At 59.4% G+C, this 20,720-nt stretch carries 18 protein-coding genes; 11 read left to right on the plus strand and 7 right to left on the minus strand.

Features of this window, described 5'->3' with window-relative positions; translation table 11 throughout:
- Nucleotides 1–69 precede the first annotated feature (69 nt).
- The gene (locus VGG22_06955; GenBank protein HEY1728092.1) at nucleotides 70–276 is read left to right on the plus strand and encodes a hypothetical protein; all 207 of its coding nucleotides are present in this window, start codon (nucleotides 70–72) and stop codon (nucleotides 274–276) included.
- Nucleotide 277: 1 nt separating this feature from the next.
- On the opposite strand, the gene VGG22_06960 is transcribed toward VGG22_06955, so the two are convergent.
- Nucleotides 278–3,913: a SpoIIE family protein phosphatase gene (locus VGG22_06960; protein HEY1728093.1), complete on the minus strand. Its 3,636-nt coding sequence runs from the start codon at nucleotides 3,911–3,913 to the stop codon at nucleotides 278–280.
- Nucleotides 3,914–4,095: 182 nt separating this feature from the next.
- On the opposite strand from VGG22_06960, the gene VGG22_06965 reads away from it, so the two are divergent.
- Nucleotides 4,096–4,746: a PilZ domain-containing protein gene (locus VGG22_06965; GenBank protein ID HEY1728094.1), complete on the plus strand. Its 651-nt coding sequence runs from the start codon at nucleotides 4,096–4,098 to the stop codon at nucleotides 4,744–4,746.
- Between the two features lie 212 nt (nucleotides 4,747–4,958).
- Nucleotides 4,959–5,711 (plus strand): AraC family transcriptional regulator, encoded by a 753-nt coding sequence (locus tag VGG22_06970; protein HEY1728095.1) that lies wholly within the window; start codon nucleotides 4,959–4,961, stop codon nucleotides 5,709–5,711.
- Here the strand turns inward: VGG22_06970 and VGG22_06975 are convergent.
- Both VGG22_06975 and VGG22_06980 read right to left on the minus strand, forming a co-directional pair.
- Nucleotides 5,679–6,914, minus strand: a complete 1,236-nt coding sequence (locus VGG22_06975) for an acyltransferase (GenBank protein HEY1728096.1) — start codon at nucleotides 6,912–6,914, stop codon at nucleotides 5,679–5,681. The genes VGG22_06970 and VGG22_06975 overlap by 33 nt on opposite strands.
- Nucleotides 6,915–6,975: 61 nt before the next feature.
- Complete coding sequence (locus VGG22_06980) at nucleotides 6,976–7,434, minus strand: YkgJ family cysteine cluster protein (GenBank protein ID HEY1728097.1); 459 nt, start codon at nucleotides 7,432–7,434, stop codon at nucleotides 6,976–6,978.
- A gap of 80 nt (nucleotides 7,435–7,514) precedes the next feature.
- On the opposite strand from VGG22_06980, the gene VGG22_06985 reads away from it, so the two are divergent.
- A complete protein-coding gene (locus VGG22_06985) occupies nucleotides 7,515–9,665 on the plus strand; it encodes a hypothetical protein (GenBank protein HEY1728098.1) in 2,151 nt (716 codons plus the stop codon).
- A 6-nt stretch (nucleotides 9,666–9,671) separates the two neighbouring features.
- On the opposite strand, the gene VGG22_06990 is transcribed toward VGG22_06985, so the two are convergent.
- The 3 genes from VGG22_06990 to VGG22_07000 form a co-directional block, all read right to left on the minus strand.
- Nucleotides 9,672–10,454, minus strand: a complete 783-nt coding sequence (locus tag VGG22_06990) for a transglutaminase family protein (protein ID HEY1728099.1) — start codon at nucleotides 10,452–10,454, stop codon at nucleotides 9,672–9,674.
- 127 nt (nucleotides 10,455–10,581) lie between these two features.
- Nucleotides 10,582–11,577: a magnesium transporter CorA family protein gene (locus VGG22_06995; protein HEY1728100.1), complete on the minus strand. Its 996-nt coding sequence runs from the start codon at nucleotides 11,575–11,577 to the stop codon at nucleotides 10,582–10,584.
- Between the two features lie 66 nt (nucleotides 11,578–11,643).
- The gene (locus VGG22_07000) at nucleotides 11,644–11,868 is read right to left on the minus strand and encodes a hypothetical protein (protein HEY1728101.1); all 225 of its coding nucleotides are present in this window, start codon (nucleotides 11,866–11,868) and stop codon (nucleotides 11,644–11,646) included.
- A gap of 58 nt (nucleotides 11,869–11,926) precedes the next feature.
- Between VGG22_07000 and VGG22_07005 the strand changes: the two genes are divergently transcribed.
- A complete protein-coding gene (locus VGG22_07005) occupies nucleotides 11,927–12,712 on the plus strand; it encodes a 5'-3' exonuclease H3TH domain-containing protein (protein ID HEY1728102.1) in 786 nt (261 codons plus the stop codon).
- Here VGG22_07005 and VGG22_07010 read toward each other — a convergent pair.
- The gene (locus VGG22_07010; GenBank protein HEY1728103.1) at nucleotides 12,653–13,834 is read right to left on the minus strand and encodes an MFS transporter; all 1,182 of its coding nucleotides are present in this window, start codon (nucleotides 13,832–13,834) and stop codon (nucleotides 12,653–12,655) included. The genes VGG22_07005 and VGG22_07010 overlap by 60 nt on opposite strands.
- A gap of 786 nt (nucleotides 13,835–14,620) precedes the next feature.
- Between VGG22_07010 and VGG22_07015 the strand changes: the two genes are divergently transcribed.
- The 6 genes from VGG22_07015 to bioD all read left to right on the plus strand — a co-directional run bounded on the left by VGG22_07015 (nucleotide 14,621) and on the right by bioD (nucleotide 20,502).
- On the plus strand, nucleotides 14,621–16,324 hold the full coding sequence (locus tag VGG22_07015) for an NADPH-dependent assimilatory sulfite reductase hemoprotein subunit (GenBank protein HEY1728104.1): 1,704 nt from the start codon (nucleotides 14,621–14,623) through the stop codon (nucleotides 16,322–16,324).
- Nucleotides 16,325–16,476: 152 nt separating this feature from the next.
- Nucleotides 16,477–16,887 (plus strand): MarC family protein, encoded by a 411-nt coding sequence (locus VGG22_07020; protein HEY1728105.1) that lies wholly within the window; start codon nucleotides 16,477–16,479, stop codon nucleotides 16,885–16,887.
- Nucleotides 16,884–17,486 (plus strand): trimeric intracellular cation channel family protein, encoded by a 603-nt coding sequence (locus VGG22_07025; GenBank protein ID HEY1728106.1) that lies wholly within the window; start codon nucleotides 16,884–16,886, stop codon nucleotides 17,484–17,486. Before VGG22_07020 ends, VGG22_07025 begins: the two co-directional genes overlap by 4 nt.
- 1 nt (nucleotide 17,487) lies before the next feature.
- On the plus strand, nucleotides 17,488–18,711 hold the full coding sequence (bioA, locus tag VGG22_07030) for an adenosylmethionine--8-amino-7-oxononanoate transaminase (GenBank protein ID HEY1728107.1): 1,224 nt from the start codon (nucleotides 17,488–17,490) through the stop codon (nucleotides 18,709–18,711).
- The gene (locus VGG22_07035; GenBank protein HEY1728108.1) at nucleotides 18,695–19,810 is read left to right on the plus strand and encodes an 8-amino-7-oxononanoate synthase; all 1,116 of its coding nucleotides are present in this window, start codon (nucleotides 18,695–18,697) and stop codon (nucleotides 19,808–19,810) included. The genes bioA and VGG22_07035 overlap by 17 nt, the downstream gene beginning before the upstream one ends.
- Before the next feature lie 2 nt (nucleotides 19,811–19,812).
- Nucleotides 19,813–20,502, plus strand: a complete 690-nt coding sequence (bioD, locus tag VGG22_07040; protein HEY1728109.1) for a dethiobiotin synthase — start codon at nucleotides 19,813–19,815, stop codon at nucleotides 20,500–20,502.
- Nucleotides 20,503–20,720 lie beyond the last annotated feature (218 nt).

The raw sequence follows: 20,720 nt of genomic DNA on the forward strand, positions 1-20,720 counted from the left end.
CCGCCGCGACGGTCTAGATCTCTAGTTTTATGTACGGTAGCGTGCATAGCGTTTTCAACGCATTGTGCGATGGGTCAAAATCTCTGCATCGACCGGCACGCAGTCGCCACCGGACACGAGACGACGGATACCGAATCCGGGAGTGCTTGCTTCGGCTTGCAAATCTGGATCGCGTACCGGAATCCGGCTCGCTTGCAATCGTCACGTTTCCCAAACCGCGCGCTGGTTCGGGATTTCCGCGGTAACGATGCGGTGTTGGCGTCCTGCGGGCTCTAACTCAATAGGCTTTGCGAGGCACGGGAAGCACGACGCGCAATTCCGTGCCCGCATCGCTCGTTTGGTCGATGCTGACGTCCGCGGCAAGCGCTTTGATGAGAAACAATCCGCGGCCGCCATCGTCGAGTGTTTCGGGAAGCCGTGCGATGATGTAGCGTAAACCGGGACCGCTATCGCGAATCGTGGCAACCGGCAGCTCATCCGACCAATCGATGCGAATCAGAACCAGACCTGGAGCGTGCTCGACCGTGTTGGCGAGGATTTCGCCGAAGATCAGCTCGGCGACGTAGACCGATTCCATATCAGCAGCGTGCGCGTGAATGAATTTCGTTAGCTCGTGACGTGACGTTCGCGCCGTTTGCGCATCGCTGGAGTGGAAGCGCCATTCCTTAACGAGGCTCTCGGGATCGACCGGCAGCATCCTAGAATCAACGGTTCCGAACTGCGCCAAAAGGATCGCGACGTCGTCGACGGGACGATTCTCACCAAGGACCGCTTTTTGAACGGCTACCGCCGGATGCGCAACGCTCGCGTTTCCAACGAGATCGCTCATTACGGAGCGCATCGTTTTCTCGGCACGTTCGATGTCGCGCGCAAACTCGGTAAGGCCGTCGGTGTATAGCACGAGCACCGCATCTCTCGTGATCGGCAAGCGGTGCAGCACGGTTTCCATCGTGTCGGCAATCCCAAGTGGAATTCCGCCCGCATCGAGCGGGCGAGCCGGCGCATCCCGCGTTTCGGCCAGAAAGGGAGCCGGATGGCCTGCAGAGGCGTACGACAGAACCTCGCAGCTGCGATCGATGATTCCAACGATCGCGGTAGCGAACGTCTCGGGATATTGAAAACGCGTAACCCGGTTTGCGTGCTTCAAGATTTCAGCCGGATCGGCACCGGTCAAAGCATATCCGATCATCGACTGCCGGATCGATGCAGCCGTTATGGATGCGCCGACACCGTGACCCGCTACGTCGCCGATCGAGATGAGGATGCTGCCATTGGGCAGTTGCACGGCGTCAAACCAATCGCCGCCGATGAGCGCATCCTTTTCGGCTGCCACGTAGATCGCATCGAAGCGCACGTTGGCCGTGCGCGGAAGTCTGTCGGGCAAGAAGACGCTTTGCAGCGCTTCGGCGACCCGCTTCGATCCTTCCAACGCATGCTTCTGCGCATCGACGTCGACGTAGCTGCCGTACCAGCGGACGATGTTTCCGCAGTCGTCGCGATGCGCTTCGGCGCGCGTCAGGAACCAGCGATAGCGCCCGTCGCGGCCGCGCAATCGCAGCTCCATTTCGAATCGCGCGCCGGTCGCGAGCGAATGCGGCCACGCCTCCATGATCTTCGGCAAATCCTCGAGGTGCGGAACGCCTTGCCATCCCCAACCGAGGGATTCTTCCGGATCGTGCCCTGTGTACGCGTACCAGCGATTGTTATACCAATCCACGTAGCCGTCGGGAGTCGCGCTCCACACGATGACGGGAACGGCTTCCGCGAACGTCCGAAATTGCTCTTCGGAAAGCTCCCACGCCCGTTGACGAATTTCTCCCGCGTTCAGGTTTGCGCGTACTCGCGCGCGCAGTTCCTCAGCGGAAAACGGTTTGGCGATGTAGTCATCCGCACCGATTGTAACACCTTCGAGAGCGTGTTCCGGCCCGGCGCGCGCCGAGAGCATGATGAACGGCGTCGTCGCAAGGTCCGGATCGGCGCGCACGGCTTTGAGTAGCTCAAAGCCGTCCATTTCCGGCATCATGACGTCACTGATGATCGCGTCGAATCGCAGTTCGCGCGCGGCGTCGAGCGCTTCTACGCCGTTTCGAACTGCGGTCACGTCGTACTCGCGCGAGAGCAAGCGCGATACATAATCGCGCAAATCGCCGTTGTCATCCGCAAGAAGAATGCGCGACCGCTGTTTCGCGCCGGTGGCCGGTCCGGGCGGCGCGGACGTTTCCGCGGAACGCGTAATCGTCGAATCGACTTCAGCCAGGTACTGCTCTGCGATTTCGCCGGAGCGTAGGACGGCGGATGGCTCGTTCTCGACGGCCTCGGCATCAAGATGCGCGCTGCCGAATGGAACGCGCACGATGAACGTCGTGCCCTTGCGAAATTCGCTTTCAGCCTGGATCGATCCGCGGTGCAGATCGACGAGATCCTTCACGAGCGCCAATCCGATGCCGCTGCCCTCGTGTGAGCGCGACGTCGTTGCGCGCACTCGTCGAAAACGTTCGAAGACGTGCGGCAGTTCACCGGCCGGAATTCCCACACCCGAATCGCTCACGCGCAGCTCGGCGTAACCGCGGGCGCGCCGCAACGAAACGCGGATCTCTCCCGCGAGCGTAAATTTCAGCGCGTTCGAGAGCAGATTGAGAACGATCTTCTCCCACATCGAACGGTCGACATAGACGGGACCGTCGAGCGCGACGTCGACGCGGTACTTCAACCCGGCGCTCTCAATCGCCGAGCGGAAGACGCTGCAGATCTCTTCCGTCAACGCGGCGAGATCGGTTTTGGCGTAGGTCGCTTCGGCTCTTCCGGCCTCGAGCCGCGAGAACTCCAGCAGCGTGTTGACGAGCTTGAGCAGCCGCAGCGAATTGCGATACGCGGAGTCGACGAGTGGCTTTTCCCTGGCTCCAACGGTTTTCGAGAGATCGGAAAGCGGCCCGAGCATCAGCGTCAGCGGGGTGCGAAACTCGTGGCTGACGTTGGAGAAGAACACGTTCTTCGCGCGATCGATTTCCGCCAGGGCCTCCGCGCGCCGGCGTTCTTCTTCGTGCACGCGCGCGCTCGCGATCGCGGAGCCGATCTGTGCCGCGACGAGTGCACAGAAATCAACGTAACGCTCATCGAACCGCATGATCGGACTGACGCCCGCGACGAGCACGCCGGTCGACTCGTTCCCGGCGCTGGATGGAATCGGCGTGCAAGCGCAAACGCCGAAAGAACTATCGACCAGTTCGACGGAGCCGGGCCGAAGCTTCGGATCGAATCTCCAACGCGCCGCATCTGCATCGTCTACGCCCGCGGATGCGGCAAGCTGAAAATTACCACTTTCGCCATCTTTCAGGTAGATGAACGAAAAGGGAACGTCGCGGCCGTGCCGCGCCATGTTATCGACTGCGAGCTGACACTGCTCGACGACCGTCTTGGCTTGCGTTGCGGCAGCCGCGAGGTCGCGCAGCAATCGCATGCGACGCTCGCCGATAACCTTCTCGGTCGTCTCTTGCACCGTCGCGAGCACGCCGCCGATTCCACTCTCGACGCTTTCATCGAAGACCGGACTGTAGGCGACGCTGAAATGCGTCTCTTCCTCGAAGCCGTTGCGACGCAGGACAAGCTCGAGATCATCGCTGACCGACGGCGCCCCTCCGTGAAGTGGCTGATAGATGAGCGGGCCGATGACATCGAATATCTCATTCCAGCACTCGCGCGTTGGCTGTCCCAGCGCCCGGTCCGGATGCTTCGCTCCTAAAACTGGCCGGTAGGCATCGTTATAGATCTGGATGAGGTCTTCGCCCCACCACAGCAAGAGCCCAAAGCCGCAGGCGAGCACGTTTTCGACGGTGCTTCGAAGCGCCGGCGACCAGGTCGAGGTCGGGCCAAGCGGAGTCGATGCCCAGTCGAATTCGGCGACCCGCCGGGTCATTTCCGGCGAAATCTGCCACAAGACGGGCTTGTCGAGAAAACGCGACTCGCGAAGGACTGAAATAAGCCCCGGCCTCCCCTCACGGGAGTTACCCAGACGAAAGTCGGTTCTAAACTATCGCCGCGAGCACAGGCTTTACAAACCGTAAACGCTTATAATTGGGTTACCAGGGGGTGTAACCGATGTTCGCAGCGCTTGTCGGCTGGTACACGGGATGCGAGCGCAATCGCAGACGGTTCCCTCGTGTCAAACGGGATTTCGACGTCGAGTACAGCTTAGACGGTACCCGTTGGATCTTCGCTCAGGGCGTCGACCTGAGCGGCGGCGGGATGTGCATGATCACACTATCGCCGATTCTGGCCGACGTCTTCGACGTGCGAATCGACCTCGGGGGCCAGCCGGTCGCCGTACGTTTGCGCAAGATCTGGGGAACGACGACGCAGTATCGCGGCAAAGAGGCTCCGTATTACGGACTGCAATTCGAAAAAATTAACGCGCACGATTGGGACGCGGTAATCCGCTCCATCACCGGACGTAGTTCAGCGCCGGTAACTCAACTCGAATCGATCCCGCTCGCGGAAACGGAAGCCAAGAATCTCTTGCCGCTGCAGTTTCGTGAACGAATGCTCAGCGAGCTGCGGATCCGCTCGCGAATCGATCCGCAAAAACCGTTGCCCGTCGTCTACGAGTATGGGGGCGTGCTGACGGAAAACAGTCAACAGTTGCATCGCTTTACGGTTCGCTCCAGCATCAACGGCTACGCCGGATTGAAGCGCTTCACAACGCAGGTTTTGGTGCGCGACGACGATAGCGACGTAACGGTCCTCAGCTAACAAGAGGTCAATTTCGTCCAAAAGTCTTTTGAACGACCCGCATAACGCTTTCTGTGTTGATTCCCTCTCATGCGCCGCGAGGAACAATTCTCCAGGGACGACACCGCCGTGTTGGAGGCAAGCGGACGGTGTCGTCCTAATCTTTTCCATCCCATAAAGACATGACGGCACAATCGGACCCCAAGCCTGTCGATCTCGGATGCGGAGTGCACGTGCCAATCCGCTGGTCGGCGCTGTGTGTGCTCTACCGGTACGAGCCGTCCTTGCACACGTCGCGGCGCGTCGACGACAAGACGTTCAGCGCGCCGATGGTCGGACAAACACTCAGCGGCTCGTGGGAATTCCACGGCAAGCGGGGCGGCGCGACGGTAGATTCTCAAACGCTCGTCGCCGGTACGACCGGGCTTCACTTCGGTTGCAAGCACGAGAAGAATGCGTCCAATCCGGGTCACATCGCGTGTCTGCGACCCGGCGCACTCGATCCGGAAGAACCGATGTTTGACGACCAGGTGATCAATCGGTTGCGCGTGCCGGATCTTTCGCGTTGCTTGACGATCGATTCGACGGACGAATTCGACTCGTTCATCTTTGAAGTCTTCGGTCACGTCTCGCGTGCTTCGCTCGACGGCGACCGCTCGCCTCAGCGATCTTTGCGCATTCAGCGCGCCAAGCGTTTCATCGAACAGCACGCCTTCGAGGACATCGCGCTCGGTGACATTGCGGCCAGTATCAACGTATCGCCCTTCACATGCTTGCGTCAGTTCAAAGCCTTGACCGGCGTAACGCCGCACAGCTACCTGAGCCGGTTGCGCCTCACTCGCGCACAGCAATTGCTTAAAGACCACCGCTTGACGATTGGAGAAATCGGATCGCGCGTCGGAATACGCGATCGGTTCTATTTCACGCGCTGGTTCTCGAGAGAAGTCGGGATCTCACCGGGAAGGTATCGAAACCTCGGCAGTTGAGATCGTCGGGACGATTTTCGGCCCGTCACCGGAGAGAATCCGGTTCTTCTTCCGCAAGAAGGGCCGCTCGATCCCGATGTGGATCGCATAACAAAACGGCAGTAAGACCAGCACCGTAGCGAGCACGACGCCGGCGTACAACACGTCGGGATGCGCGGTGCCGAACGGACCGAAGACCATCGTGCCGACCTTCTGGATCGCATCGAGCGCGGTCGGATGGAACAAATACCATCCGTACGAGAGCGCCGCCGCGACCACCATCGTACGCGACGATAGCAGCTGCGAAAGCGGGCGGCGCGAATCCGCAACCAGGAAGAGCAGAATGCTCGCAGCCCCGATCGCGGCGATCGTGTCGTCGACGGCGAGTATGCCCGAGGAGCCGATCCCTTCAACGAGCACCATGGAGAGCTGCAGGACGAAATAGATTGCGATTCCGGCAATCGCTACACTGAGCACGACGCCGGCGTGCCGCCGCAGGAGCTCGCGCGACGCGTTTTCGCGGATGAGGACCTGCGCGATGATGCCGACGGCAAACAACCCGGCCATTCCGGGGATGTTGCGAATTGCGACGACGACGTCGGCTGAATCCAAAGGATGAAAAACCGCGCCGGCTACGACGCGATACACAATGCTCGCGAGAATGACGATGCTGAGCCCGCGGACGACGAACGCGATCCGCGCCTGGCGCGAATGTTTTGCGGTCTCGCGATACGCCCACCACGCCGCTAGCGGAAGCATGATGTAGAAACCGGCGTCAACCGCCATTGTCCAGAAGACCGGCGAAACCGAAACGACGGTCGATGAACGCAGATCGTTCAAGAACGTCAGATGCGAAATAACGTCCCAAGCATTGAGCGGAATCGCGTGCCGTTCGAACATGACGACAAAGATCGCGATCGTGATGACCGCGAACGCATATAGCGGATAGATGCGCAAGAAGCGCGCCTCGGCGTAATGTAAGGACGACGGCACCTCGCGGTCACGATCGATGATGGCGCGAAGATACGGAACCGAGAGGAGAAAGCCGCTCAAAACGAAGAGCGCAGCAACACCGAGTCCTCCGCTTCCGAGCGAAAGTGCTACGACGAAGGCGGAACGCTCCGGCGAACGCAGGCCGACATGATCCAAAAAGACGAGCGCAATCGCAAGCGCGCGGATCCCGTCCGCGGGGCCGAAGTGGACTCCATCGGTAGTGCTGCGCACACATCTATCTTCGTTTTCCGCCACGGGGCGGAGCGAGGGCCGTAAGTCCTAGTTTAGACGGCTAAAGGTCAGAGCCGCGTAACAGCGACTCCGATATGTGCTTGATCAGATCTTCCCGAGTGGCGCTTGCCAAGGTTTTTTTCGCTGCCGCAAATCGACCGGGTCCCGCAATCGCAGCCAAAGCGTTCAGAATCTCACTCATTTCAGCGTGCGAAAGTAATCGCTCGGGTTCGCATCCATGCGGACACGTCATGCCTTCGACGACTCCGAAAAACCGGCAAATCGCCGGCCGCTCCGCGTAGATCGTGCATCGGCCATTGCGGTCGAGCGCGCTGCACGCGAGCGGCGACGCGTCCGGTGCACGATCGACCTGTGCAGCGTGAGCCACGTGTTCGATCTCCGGCCGTTCCGCTTCCGTAAACGCACCGAGCTGAATGATCGCGCCGCAAAAATCCTGACATTTCTGCCGGCACTCGATCTTCGGAATGCGCGCGTAGAGCGCCGCCACTTCAGGATTCAAGAATCAGCAACTTACCGTGCTAGCTTCAATTTCACGCAACTACTTGACAATTAGTCGTTGACAACTATAAAATTAGTTATATGTGGAAAGCGCTGTTCCGACGCGCGGGCCTTATCGTATTCGTAGCCGGCTTCCTTTGCACGACCACCTCGGCTGCAACGTTGCGCACCGACGTGCCGAAACTCAAGGCGAATGTCTCGCTCGACCCTGCCGCGAGCGTAAGCGTTTGGACCGAGAGCGTCAGCCTGCCGCTAACCTGGGACGTTCCGCATCAACGGGCCGCCGCAGATCCGACCGTCGTGCACGTTGCAACCGACGGCAAGTTTCTGTACGTCCGTTTCGATGCGACGCAACGCACGCCGGTCGTCATCTCGCAGCAGAGCGACGATTTGGTCGCCGGCGGAAGCACCGGCGGCAACGGAAGCATCGCCTTTAACGACGATGCCGTTTGGGTAGATTTGTGGCCGACTGGTGCCGGCGGCTTTCAATATCAGTTTGAAGCGAACGCGAGCGGTTCGCACAACGAAGCGTCCACCGAAAACACCGCCTTCGCGCCGCGCTGGGAATCGCACGGCACAATCTACGATGGCGGCTACACCGTAACGATGGCGATTCCGCTTGCTGTGATTCACGGCGTGCACAGCGGCGCGTGGCGCGCACAGTTCATTCGCTACGTTCGCAACACCGGTGCGGTGTACGTGTGGTCCTATGACAGTCTGCAGACGTCCCCCGACGATGCAGCACGCGCGGGCGTTCTCACGATGCCTGCCGCGACTACCACTGCAGCGAGGCCGGCGCCGCGGTTAGCTCCATATGCACTCGGATCGGTTGCGACCGCCGGAGCCGGTGGATCGACGTCGCGCGTCGGTGCCGACCTCTCCGTTCCGATCACGCAGACGTCGGCATTCTATTCGACGTTCCATCCGGACTATTCCAACGTCGAGCTCGATCAACAAACGATCGCGCCAACCATCGTGCAACGCGTGTACAGCGAAGTGCGGCCGTTCTTCACGCAAGCCGCGCCCTTTTACAACACCTTCGGCTGCAACGTATGCTTAGATCTCCACACCACGCTGTATACGCCGGCCATACCGACGCCATCGCAAGGTTATGCCTTTGAGGGCAAACAGGGCGACTTCGGATTTGCGGCATTCGATGCAATCGGGGACGCTCGTAACGATAGTGCGGCGGCGGTCGACTATACGTCCTCAGACTCGCAATGGCACTCGGAGTTTCAGCACGTTGCCGCGGATCTTCCCGGCATTATCGATGATTCCAATGAGATTGGGCTCAACTGGAACAGCCTCAAGTATCTCAACGGATACGTCCGCTATGCGACCGACGCTGGGACGAACGTGCTGAACCCCTCGCAATCGTCTTCGATCGACGCAGGCTTCGGTTGGCAAAGTCCCACCTTCAATTTCAACGCCGCGCTAAAGAAGGTCGGAGCAGATTTCAACCCGGTCGACGGCTTCGATGCGCACCCGGACATTGCGGGTTACGGTTTCTACGCCGGTAAGATTTGGCTATTTTCCGGATCGAGTAAACTCGCGGCAATCGGTATCGGCGGCCTCTTGGACCGCTATCAAGGCACGCTGTACGGACAATCGCAGAGCGATCAGATTCTTTCGCTTGACGTCCTTACGAAGAGCGCATGGGATTTCCAACTCTATACGGGTTCCGACTATTGGCGCTTCGGACAAACGCTTACGCCGGTGTCACAGAACGCAGGCTTCAGCCTCATGTACCATAGCGGGCTGCAAGAGGGTCCGGGAAATTTCTGCTGCCCCAATCACGGCTCATCGGCGTATCCAACCTGGCTTTATTACAACACCGGACGTTTCGGCGATGGCCGGCTCGACACGTGGCTGCGCACGACGACCATTCGGGTCGGCGACCGAGGCGCAATTTCGCTCGCCGTCGATGAGACCGCGCAATGGATGCCCGCGGTCCCGAACAACATTCAGTGGTTCGAGACCGCGTCGTACGCGTATCAGCTCAACCGCGACTCTTCGTTTGCAATCGGCTTGCGCCGCGTCAACGGCACGCCGCCCGTACCAAACGGTGGCGGCAACTGCACCGGTACATGCTCCAACATATCCGTTGCATATCATCTCCGCCTGAAACGCGAAGAGATTTATATGGCCTACGGCGATCCGAACACGCTGGTTACGGTTCCGCAGGCCATCCTCAAAATTATTTTCTACGCCGGAAGCGGAAAAGGAGCGTAGATCGCGTTACGCAGCCGGCAAGACCTGATCCGCCCAAACGGTCATTTTGGTTAGTGTCGTCATTCCGAATGTCATGATCATTGGAACGTCGGCTGCGTCGCGTCCGCGTCCGACCACGATGTGCGCGATGCGTCGCTGGTTGTTGCGCGGGTCGAACGTCCACCAGCGCCCGGACAGATACACTTCCAGCCATGCACAAAAATCCATCGGCGCGTCCGGCGGCGTCACACCGATATCCGGAAGATAACCGAAGGCGTACCGCGCCGGTATGTTGAGCGCGCGGCAAAACGCGACCGCAAGATGTGTGAAGTCCCTGCATACGCCGGCACGTCGCTCGAAGGTTTCCGCTGCACTCGTCATCGCTGTGCTGCCGCCGTATTCAAACCGGATGTTTTGGTGCACCCAATCCGAGATTGCTTGAACGCGCGACCAACCCGGCTCAACGCCGCCGAACAGTTCCCACGCTTTATCCACGAGCACGTCAGACGGGCAAAAACGGCTTGGGAGTAGATAGATCAACATCTCGTCAGAAAGTTCATGCGGGTCGATGTGCAGTGCTGACGGATCGGTCGCATCCACATCGCTCGACGTCGTCACGATCGCGTCGTAGCGCAACAGGACGTCGCCCTGTGAAAGAACGAGGCGCCGCACGTCGTTTCCGGCCGCGTCGATGCCGTCCCGAAACGGCGTCTCGGGCTCGACGTCCCAATGCTCCTCTCCGATCGCGAGGCCGCTCTCCAGCTTGGGCTGCACCATCACGACTGCCGGCGTCGGTGCTCCACAACTCAATTCAAACTCGCACCCGACTCGGACGCGCACCCGCCCGCTCGCGCTTAAGTCCCGTTCGGCTTTTAGCGCCTCCACACGGGCGTGTTTCCCCGATTCCTATCCAAGTGCATCCATGCAAATGGCCAACTTAGAGCCAGCGCTTTATCTTGAACCAGGCCAGCAAGCCGGCGACTATTGCCACATCCAGGAACATGCCGAAAAACGCGAATGGTTTTAGGCCGTCGATATGCGACACCATCCATCCGAAGTTCTGACCGAAAAAGCCGGTCACGAATGTTAGCGGAAGAAATATTGTTGCGATCACAGTGAGCTGCTTGACGACGTCGTTTTGACGCTGACTCTCGATACGAAATTGCATGTCGAGCGCTGCCCCGGCTGCATCGCGCGCCATTTCGAGTTCATCCAGCGCGCGTAGGGAGTGGTCGCGAATGTCGCGATAATACTCTACCTCTTGCCGCTTGAAGATATCATTCGGGGTGTGGATGATAGCATTCAAAATTTCGCGCATCGGCGCGATCGAACGGCGCAGCCGCATCGAGTCGTTGCGGATAGCGAAGACTTCGCGAAGAAATTCCTGTGGCTCGTGATCGCCGGCGAAAAGCATCTCCTCGATTTCGGCAACCCTGCGGCCGAAGCCGTCGGCAACCTTCGAATATCCGTCAACCATCGTATCGAGGAGTAAGTAGACGAGAGCCGCACTTTCGTGCTTGATCTTTCCACCTTCCCGCAACCACCGGCGTTCGACTTCATCGAGCGGATACGGCGGAAAATGGCGGATCGTTACGACATAACGATGTGAAGCAAAGATTGCAATCTCATGGGCGACAAAGTTTTCCGCGGTGCCGCTGATTCCGTGCGCTACTACCAGCCAATAATCGGTGTACTCGTCTGCTTTCGGACGTTCGTGAGCTACGGTTGCATCTTCGAGCGCAAGCGGGTGAAAGCCAAATTCCATCTCCAGCATCTCGACGAGTTGCGGTGATGGATCGACTAAATCGAGCCAAACATTAGCACCCGGCTGCTGGATAATTTGGTTGATCTCGCTCAGATCTTCGAGGGCGACTCCCGTCCCGCCATCCCTGAAGACAACGCAGCGCGGGGCTCCGTTCCTAACGTCCTCCATTTCGCCTCCGTCAATGACGCGTCGTTATGCGCGCCCGCGCAAGCCGAACTTTCGGAACCTGCGGGATTAAACCTTAGCGAGCGTACGCGAGCGAAGACGCCGCTTGTGAACGCCACACTTTTCCTTCATCGTCACTGCATCGGCGCCCTGACCGTGTGCCGTCGCCCCACAAGCGAACTTGAACGAGAACACGGGATGTTTGCGAACGAGCTGCGGGTCCAAAACGGCCTCGGTGAAGTCGCTGCCGTGTACTTCCAGGACGCTTGATAACGTCGTTGTCTGCTTTTTCATTACTTTTGTAGTCTTTCGGAAAGGGCTGAATCGGCCTGCAACAGCGAAAAGGCGCGGCATGATCGTACATCTCGTCGACGGGACCTACGAGCTTTTCCGGCATTTCTATGGATTGCGCCGCTTTACCGGAGGCAGCGACCGGCCACTCGGCGCGGTTTCCGGCGTGGTCAATACCGTGCGGCAGATGATCGGCGAAGGCGCTACACATCTCGGCGTAGCCACGGATCACGTCATCGAGTCTTTCCGCAACGAGCTTTGGCCCGGGTATAAAACGGGAGATGGCATCGAACGCGCGCTCCGGGCACAGTTCGAGCCGCTCGAAGACGCGCTGCGCGCGATGGGAGTGACGGTGTGGGCGATGATCGAGCTCGAAGCCGACGACGCGCTGGCGTCAGCGGCCGCGATCGCTGCGCGCGATCCTCGCGTGCAGAAAGTCTGCATTTGGACACCGGATAAGGATCTCGCGCAGTGCGTGCGCGACGATCGTGTCGTGCAAATCGACCGAAGAAGCAAGACCATTCGTAACGCCGAGGGCGTGCGCGCAAAATTCGGAGTGGATCCGGAGTTGATTCCCGACTACTTGGCGCTCGTCGGCGACTCCGCCGATGGCTATCCGGGCATCCGAGGGATCGGACCAAAAGGTGCAGTTTCTTTGCTGAGGCAGTACGGTGCGATCGAGCAATTCCCGCCGGAGATTCTCGGCGAGCAGCAGCGCTTGGCGCTCTTATTCAAGGATCTGGCCACGCTTCGTACCGATGCACCGCTCTTTGCGAGCGTCGACGAGTTAGAGTGGCACGGCCAATTGCCATCTCTGCCGGCGGAGCAGCAGCCACAGCACGATTGAGCCATTCAGCAAATTCCACAGTACGCCGTTACCGAAAGCCGCGTTGTAGGATCCGGTGATATCGAAGATTACACCGGAGAGCCAGCCTCCGAGCGCCATGCCCGCGAGCGTTGCCATCATCGCGATACCGACGCGCGCCCCGGCCTCGTTTGAGGGTAGATACTCGCGCACGATGATGGCGTAGCACGGTACGATGCCGCCTTGGAACAAGCCGAACAAGGCCGAAATCACGTAGAGCGAATTGAGGCCGTGAAAACCGAGATAAAGCAGCAGTGCGACACACTGCAAGACTGACCCGAGAAAAAGCGTCGCAAGTCCGCCCAAACGATCGGCGATCCAGCCCGAACCGATCCGGCTCACGATCCCGAAGCCGAGCATGAGCGAAAGCATCTGGGCACCGCGGGAAACACCGTAGCCGAGATCACCGCAGTACGCAACGATGTGCACTTGCGGCATCGACATCGCAACGCAGCAGCCGACACCTGCGAGCGCGAGCGCAGCTTGCAGGGCGTTCGGCGACAAACCTAGCTTTGCTTCCGAGCCGGCAGCGCCGTCGCGTCCTGCGGTTTCCGTTTGCGACGGCGGCTTACGACGCAGCGCGAGAGCAAGTGGCAGCATGGCGGCAATGCAAAAGACGCCGATCCAAAAATGCGTCTCACGCCAACCGATGTTGCTGATGAAATGTTGCACAACGGGCGGCCAACTGGCGCCGGCCAGATAATTGCCGCACGCGCAAATGGCGACAGCGATCCCTCGGCGTCGCGCGAACCAATGCGAGATGTCTGCGAGCAGCGGCGCGAACGTCGCCGCACTGCCGACGCCTATCATCGTGCCATGTGCGGCGGCGAAGAGCCAAAGGTTCGGTGCGCGGGACGCCGCGATATAGCCAAGCCCCAGCAATATCGTAGCGCCAACGATTGGCCGCACGATGCCGAATCGATCGACAAGCCGGCCGATGACGATGCCGCCTAGCCCGAAGCCGATCATTGCAAACGTGTAGGGCAGTGCCGCCTCTGCGCGCGAGACGCCGAACTCTGCTTGCACTGCAGGCAAGGCTACGATCACCGACCACATGCCGACTCCGCCGACCGTGCTGAGCAATACAGCGATGGCGAGACGCATCCATGCGTAAGTTGACTCGACGTCGCTCCTCGCGGACGCAGTAGGCATACAACCGCCACATTGTGCGTCTGTGTGCGCGTGCCTTTGCAGAGGAGTTCCTGCTTCCCACGCAAGCGCTGCAGAACGGAGTTACATTATGTTGAATTTTCTTCGCGTCGCTTTAGAGCGGCGCGCGACTTTTCACAATCGCTCCCCAAACCGCCGCCGACGCCGTTCGTAACGAATACGCTTGAGGCCAAAGTCGAAGCGACCTTTATGAAAGATCCTGGCTGTTCCGGAGGCGCAGGCGGACACGCTCGCCCAGCGATAACGTAAGGAACTCAAGGGCATGTACGTGCGCGATCACGACGTCGTGCCGATGAGAAGAATTGCGCGACCTGACGGAATCGAACCGCGAACCTAGGGCTTAGGAGGCGCTCGCCATATTTCTTCCGACACGATTCTTTGGGCAAACAACGTTTCTAGTCGACCAAACGTACTATTCTCTTAAAGGTATTTAAGATAATAGACGCTACTTGACTATGCGATTGTGACGTGTTACCGTCGGTTGCAATGTTGAGCGTGTACGCGATGATGATGTGTTGTATCTCGCCCCTGCGGGGATCGGCGTAGCGCTTAGACGCGTGCCCTGCATGGCTGCGTAGAGCCCTCGCCGATTCGGCGGGGGCTCTTCATTTTCTCTTCCCATCGAACAAGGAGAGACAGTCATGGAAGCGCCCGTTGCGACAACGCAGCACATCCCTCACTTAGCTATTGCCCGGGCCTACAATCGCATTACGGTGATCCATGAGTGATCATCTGCTCGAACTCGGCGCCGGTGTCGGCAGCAAAGTTGAATCAGTAAAAGCCGAGAGCGACTTCTTACGTGGAACGATCGCGGAACAACTTCTTAACGACAGTCCTAACCTTTCGGAGTCCGACGCAAACCTTCTCAAGTTTCACGGGAGCTACCAGCAAGAGGATCGCGACCAGCGCCGAGCGCGTCGCGACGAGGGTTCCGGCAAAGCGTACCAGTTCATGATTCGCACGCGCGTGCCCGGTGGCGTTTTGTCCGCAGCGCAATACTTAGCCGAAGAAACACTCGCGGACAAATACGGCAACGGCACGCTGCGGATCACGACCCGACAAGGATTTCAGCATCACGGCGTCCTCAAGGGAGATTTGCGTAGTGCGATCGCCGAGATCAATTCCGCTGATCTCACGACGCTTGCAGCCTGCGGGGACGTGAATCGCAACGTCATGACGTGCCCAGCACCGATCCGAACGTCCGCTGACGAAGCGATAGTAGAAATTGCGCAAGCAATCGCGCGTCACCTGACCCCGGCAACGCGCGGTTACCGCGAGATTTGGGTCGACGGCGAACGCGTCGAACAAGCCACTCCCGACGTCGAACCGATTTATGGTCCGACGTATCTGCCGCGCAAATTCAAGATCGGCATCGCGCGGCCTGACGACAACTGCGTTGATGTCTATACGCAAGATATCGGTCTTGTCGCAGACGTGGAGGGTGAACGGCTCCTCGGATTTACGATACTCGTCGGTGGCGGCATGGGAATGACGCACGGCAAAACGGCGACGTATCCACGACTCGGTACATCACTTTGTTTCGCCGTTTCGGACGATGTCCTGGGGATCGTCGAGGCCATTGTCACGACGTATCGGGACTGGGGCGATCGCAACAACCGAAAGCATGCGCGCCTCAAATACCTCGTCGAGGAGCGTGGCATCGCGTGGTTCCGCACGGAAGTGCAACGTCGCAGCGACATACCACTACGCGCGCCGCGGCCGGTCCGTTTAAGCGAGGTCGACGATCACCTTGGGTGGCAGCCGCAGCCCAACGGACGTTGGTGCTTCGGTCTATTCATCGAGAACGGCCGAATCAAAGACGACGAAACATCGGAATTGCGGACGGCTCTGCGCACCGTCATCGACCGCTTCCGTCCGGGCGTGCACCTCACGGCGCAGCAGAATATCTTGCTGACGGATATCCTTGTACCAGATATTCCTGAGCTGACGCGGCTCTTCGAATCGCATCGCGTCGCCATCGATCCGCGAAAGCTCGGCGCGCACCGGCACGCCATGGCGTGTCCTGCGCTACCAACGTGCGGCTTAGCTCTGACTGATGCTGAGCGCGTGCTCCCTGATGTCGTCGCAGCGATCGACGCCGAACTCGAACAGCTAGGTTTCGAGGATCGGCCGCTTAGTATTCGCATGACGGGATGCCCGAACGGTTGCGCTCGACCGTACATGGGCGACATCGGTTTCGTCGGACGGTCCAAGGATCTGTACGACATCTTTCTCGGCGGCGACTGGGCGAACACGCGACTGAACTGGCTCTTTGCGACAGGCATTCGCCTGAATGAACTTGCGTCGACGGTCGCGCCGCTCTTACGGCGATGGCAACAAGAAGGTGAGGATGAGGAGAGTTTCGGCGATTTTTGTCATCGGCTCGGGCGCGAGGCACTTACCGCAGTGGCGGCGGCAAGCTAACGGACGCGCATTAACCAAAAATGACGATAGAAGATTTCAGAAACCGTTTCTTTTCGGAACTAGCTCTGACGGCCTTGATCGTTGTTCTTGCTCTCGCGCTTAAGCGCAATTGAACGCAGGCGTCGCAGACGTCTCTGCCGACTAATCACATTATGAACGCGGGTTTCATTGCTACTTCTATCGCGACCGCGTTTACCATCATCGACCCAATCGGCATGATTCCGTTGACACTGGCCGCGACCGCGAGCGTCCCGCCGCAATCACGCGGCCGCACCATTGACCAAGCTGTTATAGTCGCGGCCATTGTTATTGCCGTCATGGGATTGCTCGGTCGCGCGATCCTGCACTATCTCGGCATCACGCTCCCTGCCTTCATGATTGCCGGTTTTGCAGCCGCTCTCGCCGCAACGTGGGCATGTATGCGCGCCGCGGCGGCTATCGTTGGACGCATCGGCAGCACGGGGATACACGTCGTCACGCGCCTACTCGGAATCATTCTGGCCGCGCTCGCGGTCCAGTTCGTTCTAAACGGTCTCGTTGCGACGCCGCTCTTCGCCCGATGACTACGTCGATTTACGTCATGACGCTTGTCGGCGTGGTCGCATTCGCGGTTTCCGGCGTTATCGAAGCGCGGCGAAAACAGATGGACCTTGTGGGCATCAGCGCAGCCGCGTTTCTTACCGCGTTCGGCGGAGGAACGGTCCGCGACATCTTACTCGGACGTTATCCAATCTTTTGGGTGACCGAGCAGTCGTATGTTGCCTTCGTCTTGGCAATCGCGGTGGTCGCATTTTTTGTATCTCGTCGGGTGACGCTCACGCCCAGCGCGATCGCCATTCCCGATGCGATTGGCCTGGGTGTTTTCAGCGCTACGGGAGCCCAGATTGCCGCCGATATGAACACGCCCGTCCTCATCGCAATCGTTATGGGCGTCATCACCGGATCGGTTGGTGGCGTATTGCGCGATGTTGTCTGCAACGAGATTCCAACAATTTTCGCACGAACGCAGCTCTACGCAACGTGCGCGGCGCTTGGCGCGATCGTCTATTTGGTAGCCAGAGCGATCGGCGCCGACACCCAGACCGGACTCATCGCCGGATCGCTCGCGACCATCGCCCTACGCCTTGCCGCCATCCGGCTCAACCTTCGACTCCCGGCCTAACATGGGACACATCTGGTTGCCGTTCACGCAAATGCGCGGGTTCGACATCGGGGAACGGACATTCGTGCGCGGCGAAGGGTGCACGCTCGTCGACGCTCACGGCAGACGCCTGTTCGATGCGATCTCCTCGGTATGGACGACGATTCATGGACACGGACATCCGCACATCGTCGAGGCAATCGCACATCAGGCAGCGATACTCGATCATGCGACGACGCTTGGGGCGGCAAATCTGCCGGCGGTCGCGCTTGCCGAACAACTCGCCAAGCTCAGCGGATTCGATCGCGTGTTTTTCTCCTCCGACGGCGCCTCGGCCGTCGAAGTCGCGCTGAAAATGGCGCTCCAGTATTGGCAGAATATCGGCAAAGCGCATAGGCGGCGTTTCGCTCGTCTCACGAATGCTTACCACGGCGACACGGCGGGAGGTATGAGTGTCTCCGATATCGCGCTGTTTAAAGAACACTTTGCCCCTGTTCTTTTCGAAACGCTGCCGTACGAAGGCGCGAGCGACGTTCTCCAACGCGACGACCTTGCGGCTGTCATCATCGAGCCCGTCGTGCAGGCCGCGGCCGGCATGCACATCATTCCCACCCACCTCTACGAGCCGCTTCGCGCGCGCCGCGATCGACGACCGCTTCTTATCGTCGACGAGATTGCAACAGGCTTCGGACGAACCGGACCGATGTTCGCCTCTACGGATCTTGCGCTCGAACCCGACATTATGTGCGTGGGCAAAGGCCTCACCGGCGGCACGCTGCCGCTCTCTGCAACCTTAACGCGCGAACACATCTACGAAAGCTTCCTCGGTGATTTCAACGAGGGACGACAGTTCTTCCACGGTCACTCGTACGCGGGAAATCCGATCGCGTGTGCGGCCGCGATCGCGTCGCTCGAGGTATTCGAGCGCGAGAACACGCTCGAGCACGCCTTGAATCTCGGCAGCGCGCTGGATGTTGTCCTTCGTTCGCTTAGTAACCGGAGGAGCGTGCGCGAAATCCGTCGCGCCGGGCTAATGTGTGCGATCGAGCTGAATCCCGATGCGCTTCAAATCGAGCATCCGAAAAGCGTCGCCTGGGGTGTTGCCGACGCAATGTATGAACGCGGCCACTTTACGCGCCCTCTCGGAAATGCAATCCAACTCGTTCCGCCACTCGCCTCGCGCGCGGAGGATTTGGTGGGTTTCGTGAAAGCTCTGAACGAGGTACTCGATGCCCACGAACACTGAGACAATCACATACCTGGATCGAATCGCGGATGAGCTCAGGAATCTCGAGCGGCAAGAGCTCCGGCGTGTCGTGCAACAGCAGAGCGCATTCGCTGAGGGCTCGCTGCTCGATTTCTCCTCAAACGACTACCTCGGACTATCGCAACATCCCGATGTTGTTGCCGCCCTCAACGACGCAACGCGAGTCGGATCGGGTGGTTCGCGCCTACTCGCGGGCGCTCACAACGCCCATCGACTGCTCGAAGAGGATCTTGCGTCGTTCGTTGGTCGCGAGAAAGCGCTCTTGTTTAGCTCCGGTTATCACGCAGCTCTCGGTGCAATCGGTGGCTTAGCGCGCGTCGTCGAGACCGGCTTTTCCGATCAGTTGAATCACGCATGTCTGATCGACGGCTTGCGTCTCACGAAACTCACGAAGACAATCTATCCGCATGCGACCCTTCCAAGAATGGGAGAGGCGAGCAAGCTGGTCCTAACGGAATCACTCTTCGGCATGGAGGGCGATGCCATTGACGTTGGAGCGATCGCCCGGTCTTTGCGACCAGACGACGTCCTGCTCATCGACGAAGCCCATGCGCTCGGAATTCTCGGCGAATTCGGCGGCGGTCTCGCCCACGGAATCGACGATCCCCGGGTCGTTGTCATCGGAACGCTGTCCAAAGCCTTCGGCGCGCACGGCGGATTCGTCGCAGGACCAAGACCGGTGATCGAATTCTTGCAGACCGTTGCCCGAACGTTCATCTTCGATACCGCACTCCCACCCGTACTTGCCGACGCCGCCCGAATCGCAGTCCGCCTCGCGAGGACTTACGACACGCAACGTGCGCATCTGTTGCGCCTCGCAGGTGATCTCCGCCAACGCGTGCGCGCAATCGGTTTTCGAGTCCCCGACGGACTCGGACCGATCGTGAACATGATCGTCGGCGATCCGCGCGCCGCGCTGGAACTTTCGCGCCAACTCCGTGAGGCCGGCGTGAATGCTCCCGCGATACGTCCGCCGACGGTTCCGAATGGAACGTCTCGGATTCGCATCACGCTGCGGGCAACACATACCGAGTCCGATGTCGACCACCTCGTTGGCGCACTGAGGCGGGCGTTGTGAGCATGCCGCGAATATACATAACGGGAACCGACACGGATGTCGGCAAGACGCACGTTACTGCCGCTCTCGCGCTTGCATTGCGCCGTTCACTTCCTCTGAGCATTCCGGTTACGATCGTGAAGCCCGTACAGACCGGCTGCGGACCGCTCGATTTGGGCGACGCTACGAAGGCTGCAGCGCTCGCCAACGCGCGACTCGACTCGGCGGTTGGCGCACAGGTGTTTTGCCGGGAGCTGCGCCGTTTCCGAAAAGCAAGCGACGGATATTCAGCGGCACTTGCTGAGGGTCTCGCCGTTCCGACCTCGACTGAGCTGGCGACGAAACTACAATCGATTGAAGGCGCAATTGTCGTCGAGGGTTCCGGCGGCGCCGCCGTTCCGATTAACGAACATGAGACGATCAGTCACGTCGCGGCTCGTGCCGGACTGTCGGCACTTGTCGTCGTCGGATTGCGTCTCGGCTGCATCAATCATGCGTTGCTCACGGCGCGATATCTCGCCGATCTCGGCGTTTCCACGCTCGGCGCAGTTTTGATTGAACGCTGGGAGAAAACCGAACCATCGTATCGGGAAGAAGTAACGCGCGCTCTACACAATGTTGTCCCAATTATCTCCGTCATTCCGTACGATCCAGCAGGATACGAATTAACGCGCGCCGCCCACGCTTTCGAAGAGGAGTTATGTCCAGTTTAGTTCCAGCCTCTGCCGCATTACTGCGCGAGTTCGCGGCTTGGCCGAACGACCGCACCGAGGATTGCTTTCGCTTGCTGGCAGCGTCCGCGACGCCGTAAGTGGCAAACGGATGTCGATCGAGGTCTTGCACAATGCGAAGAAAGGCGGGTGCTCTGAAGACTGTAGCTTCTGTTCGCAGGATGCCCGATACGCGACCGGTGTCGAGCCCGAGCAGTTAA

The sequence above is a fragment of the Candidatus Baltobacteraceae bacterium genome (genome assembly GCA_036489885.1).
Classification (GTDB): Bacteria; Vulcanimicrobiota; Vulcanimicrobiia; order Vulcanimicrobiales; family Vulcanimicrobiaceae; genus JAFAMS01.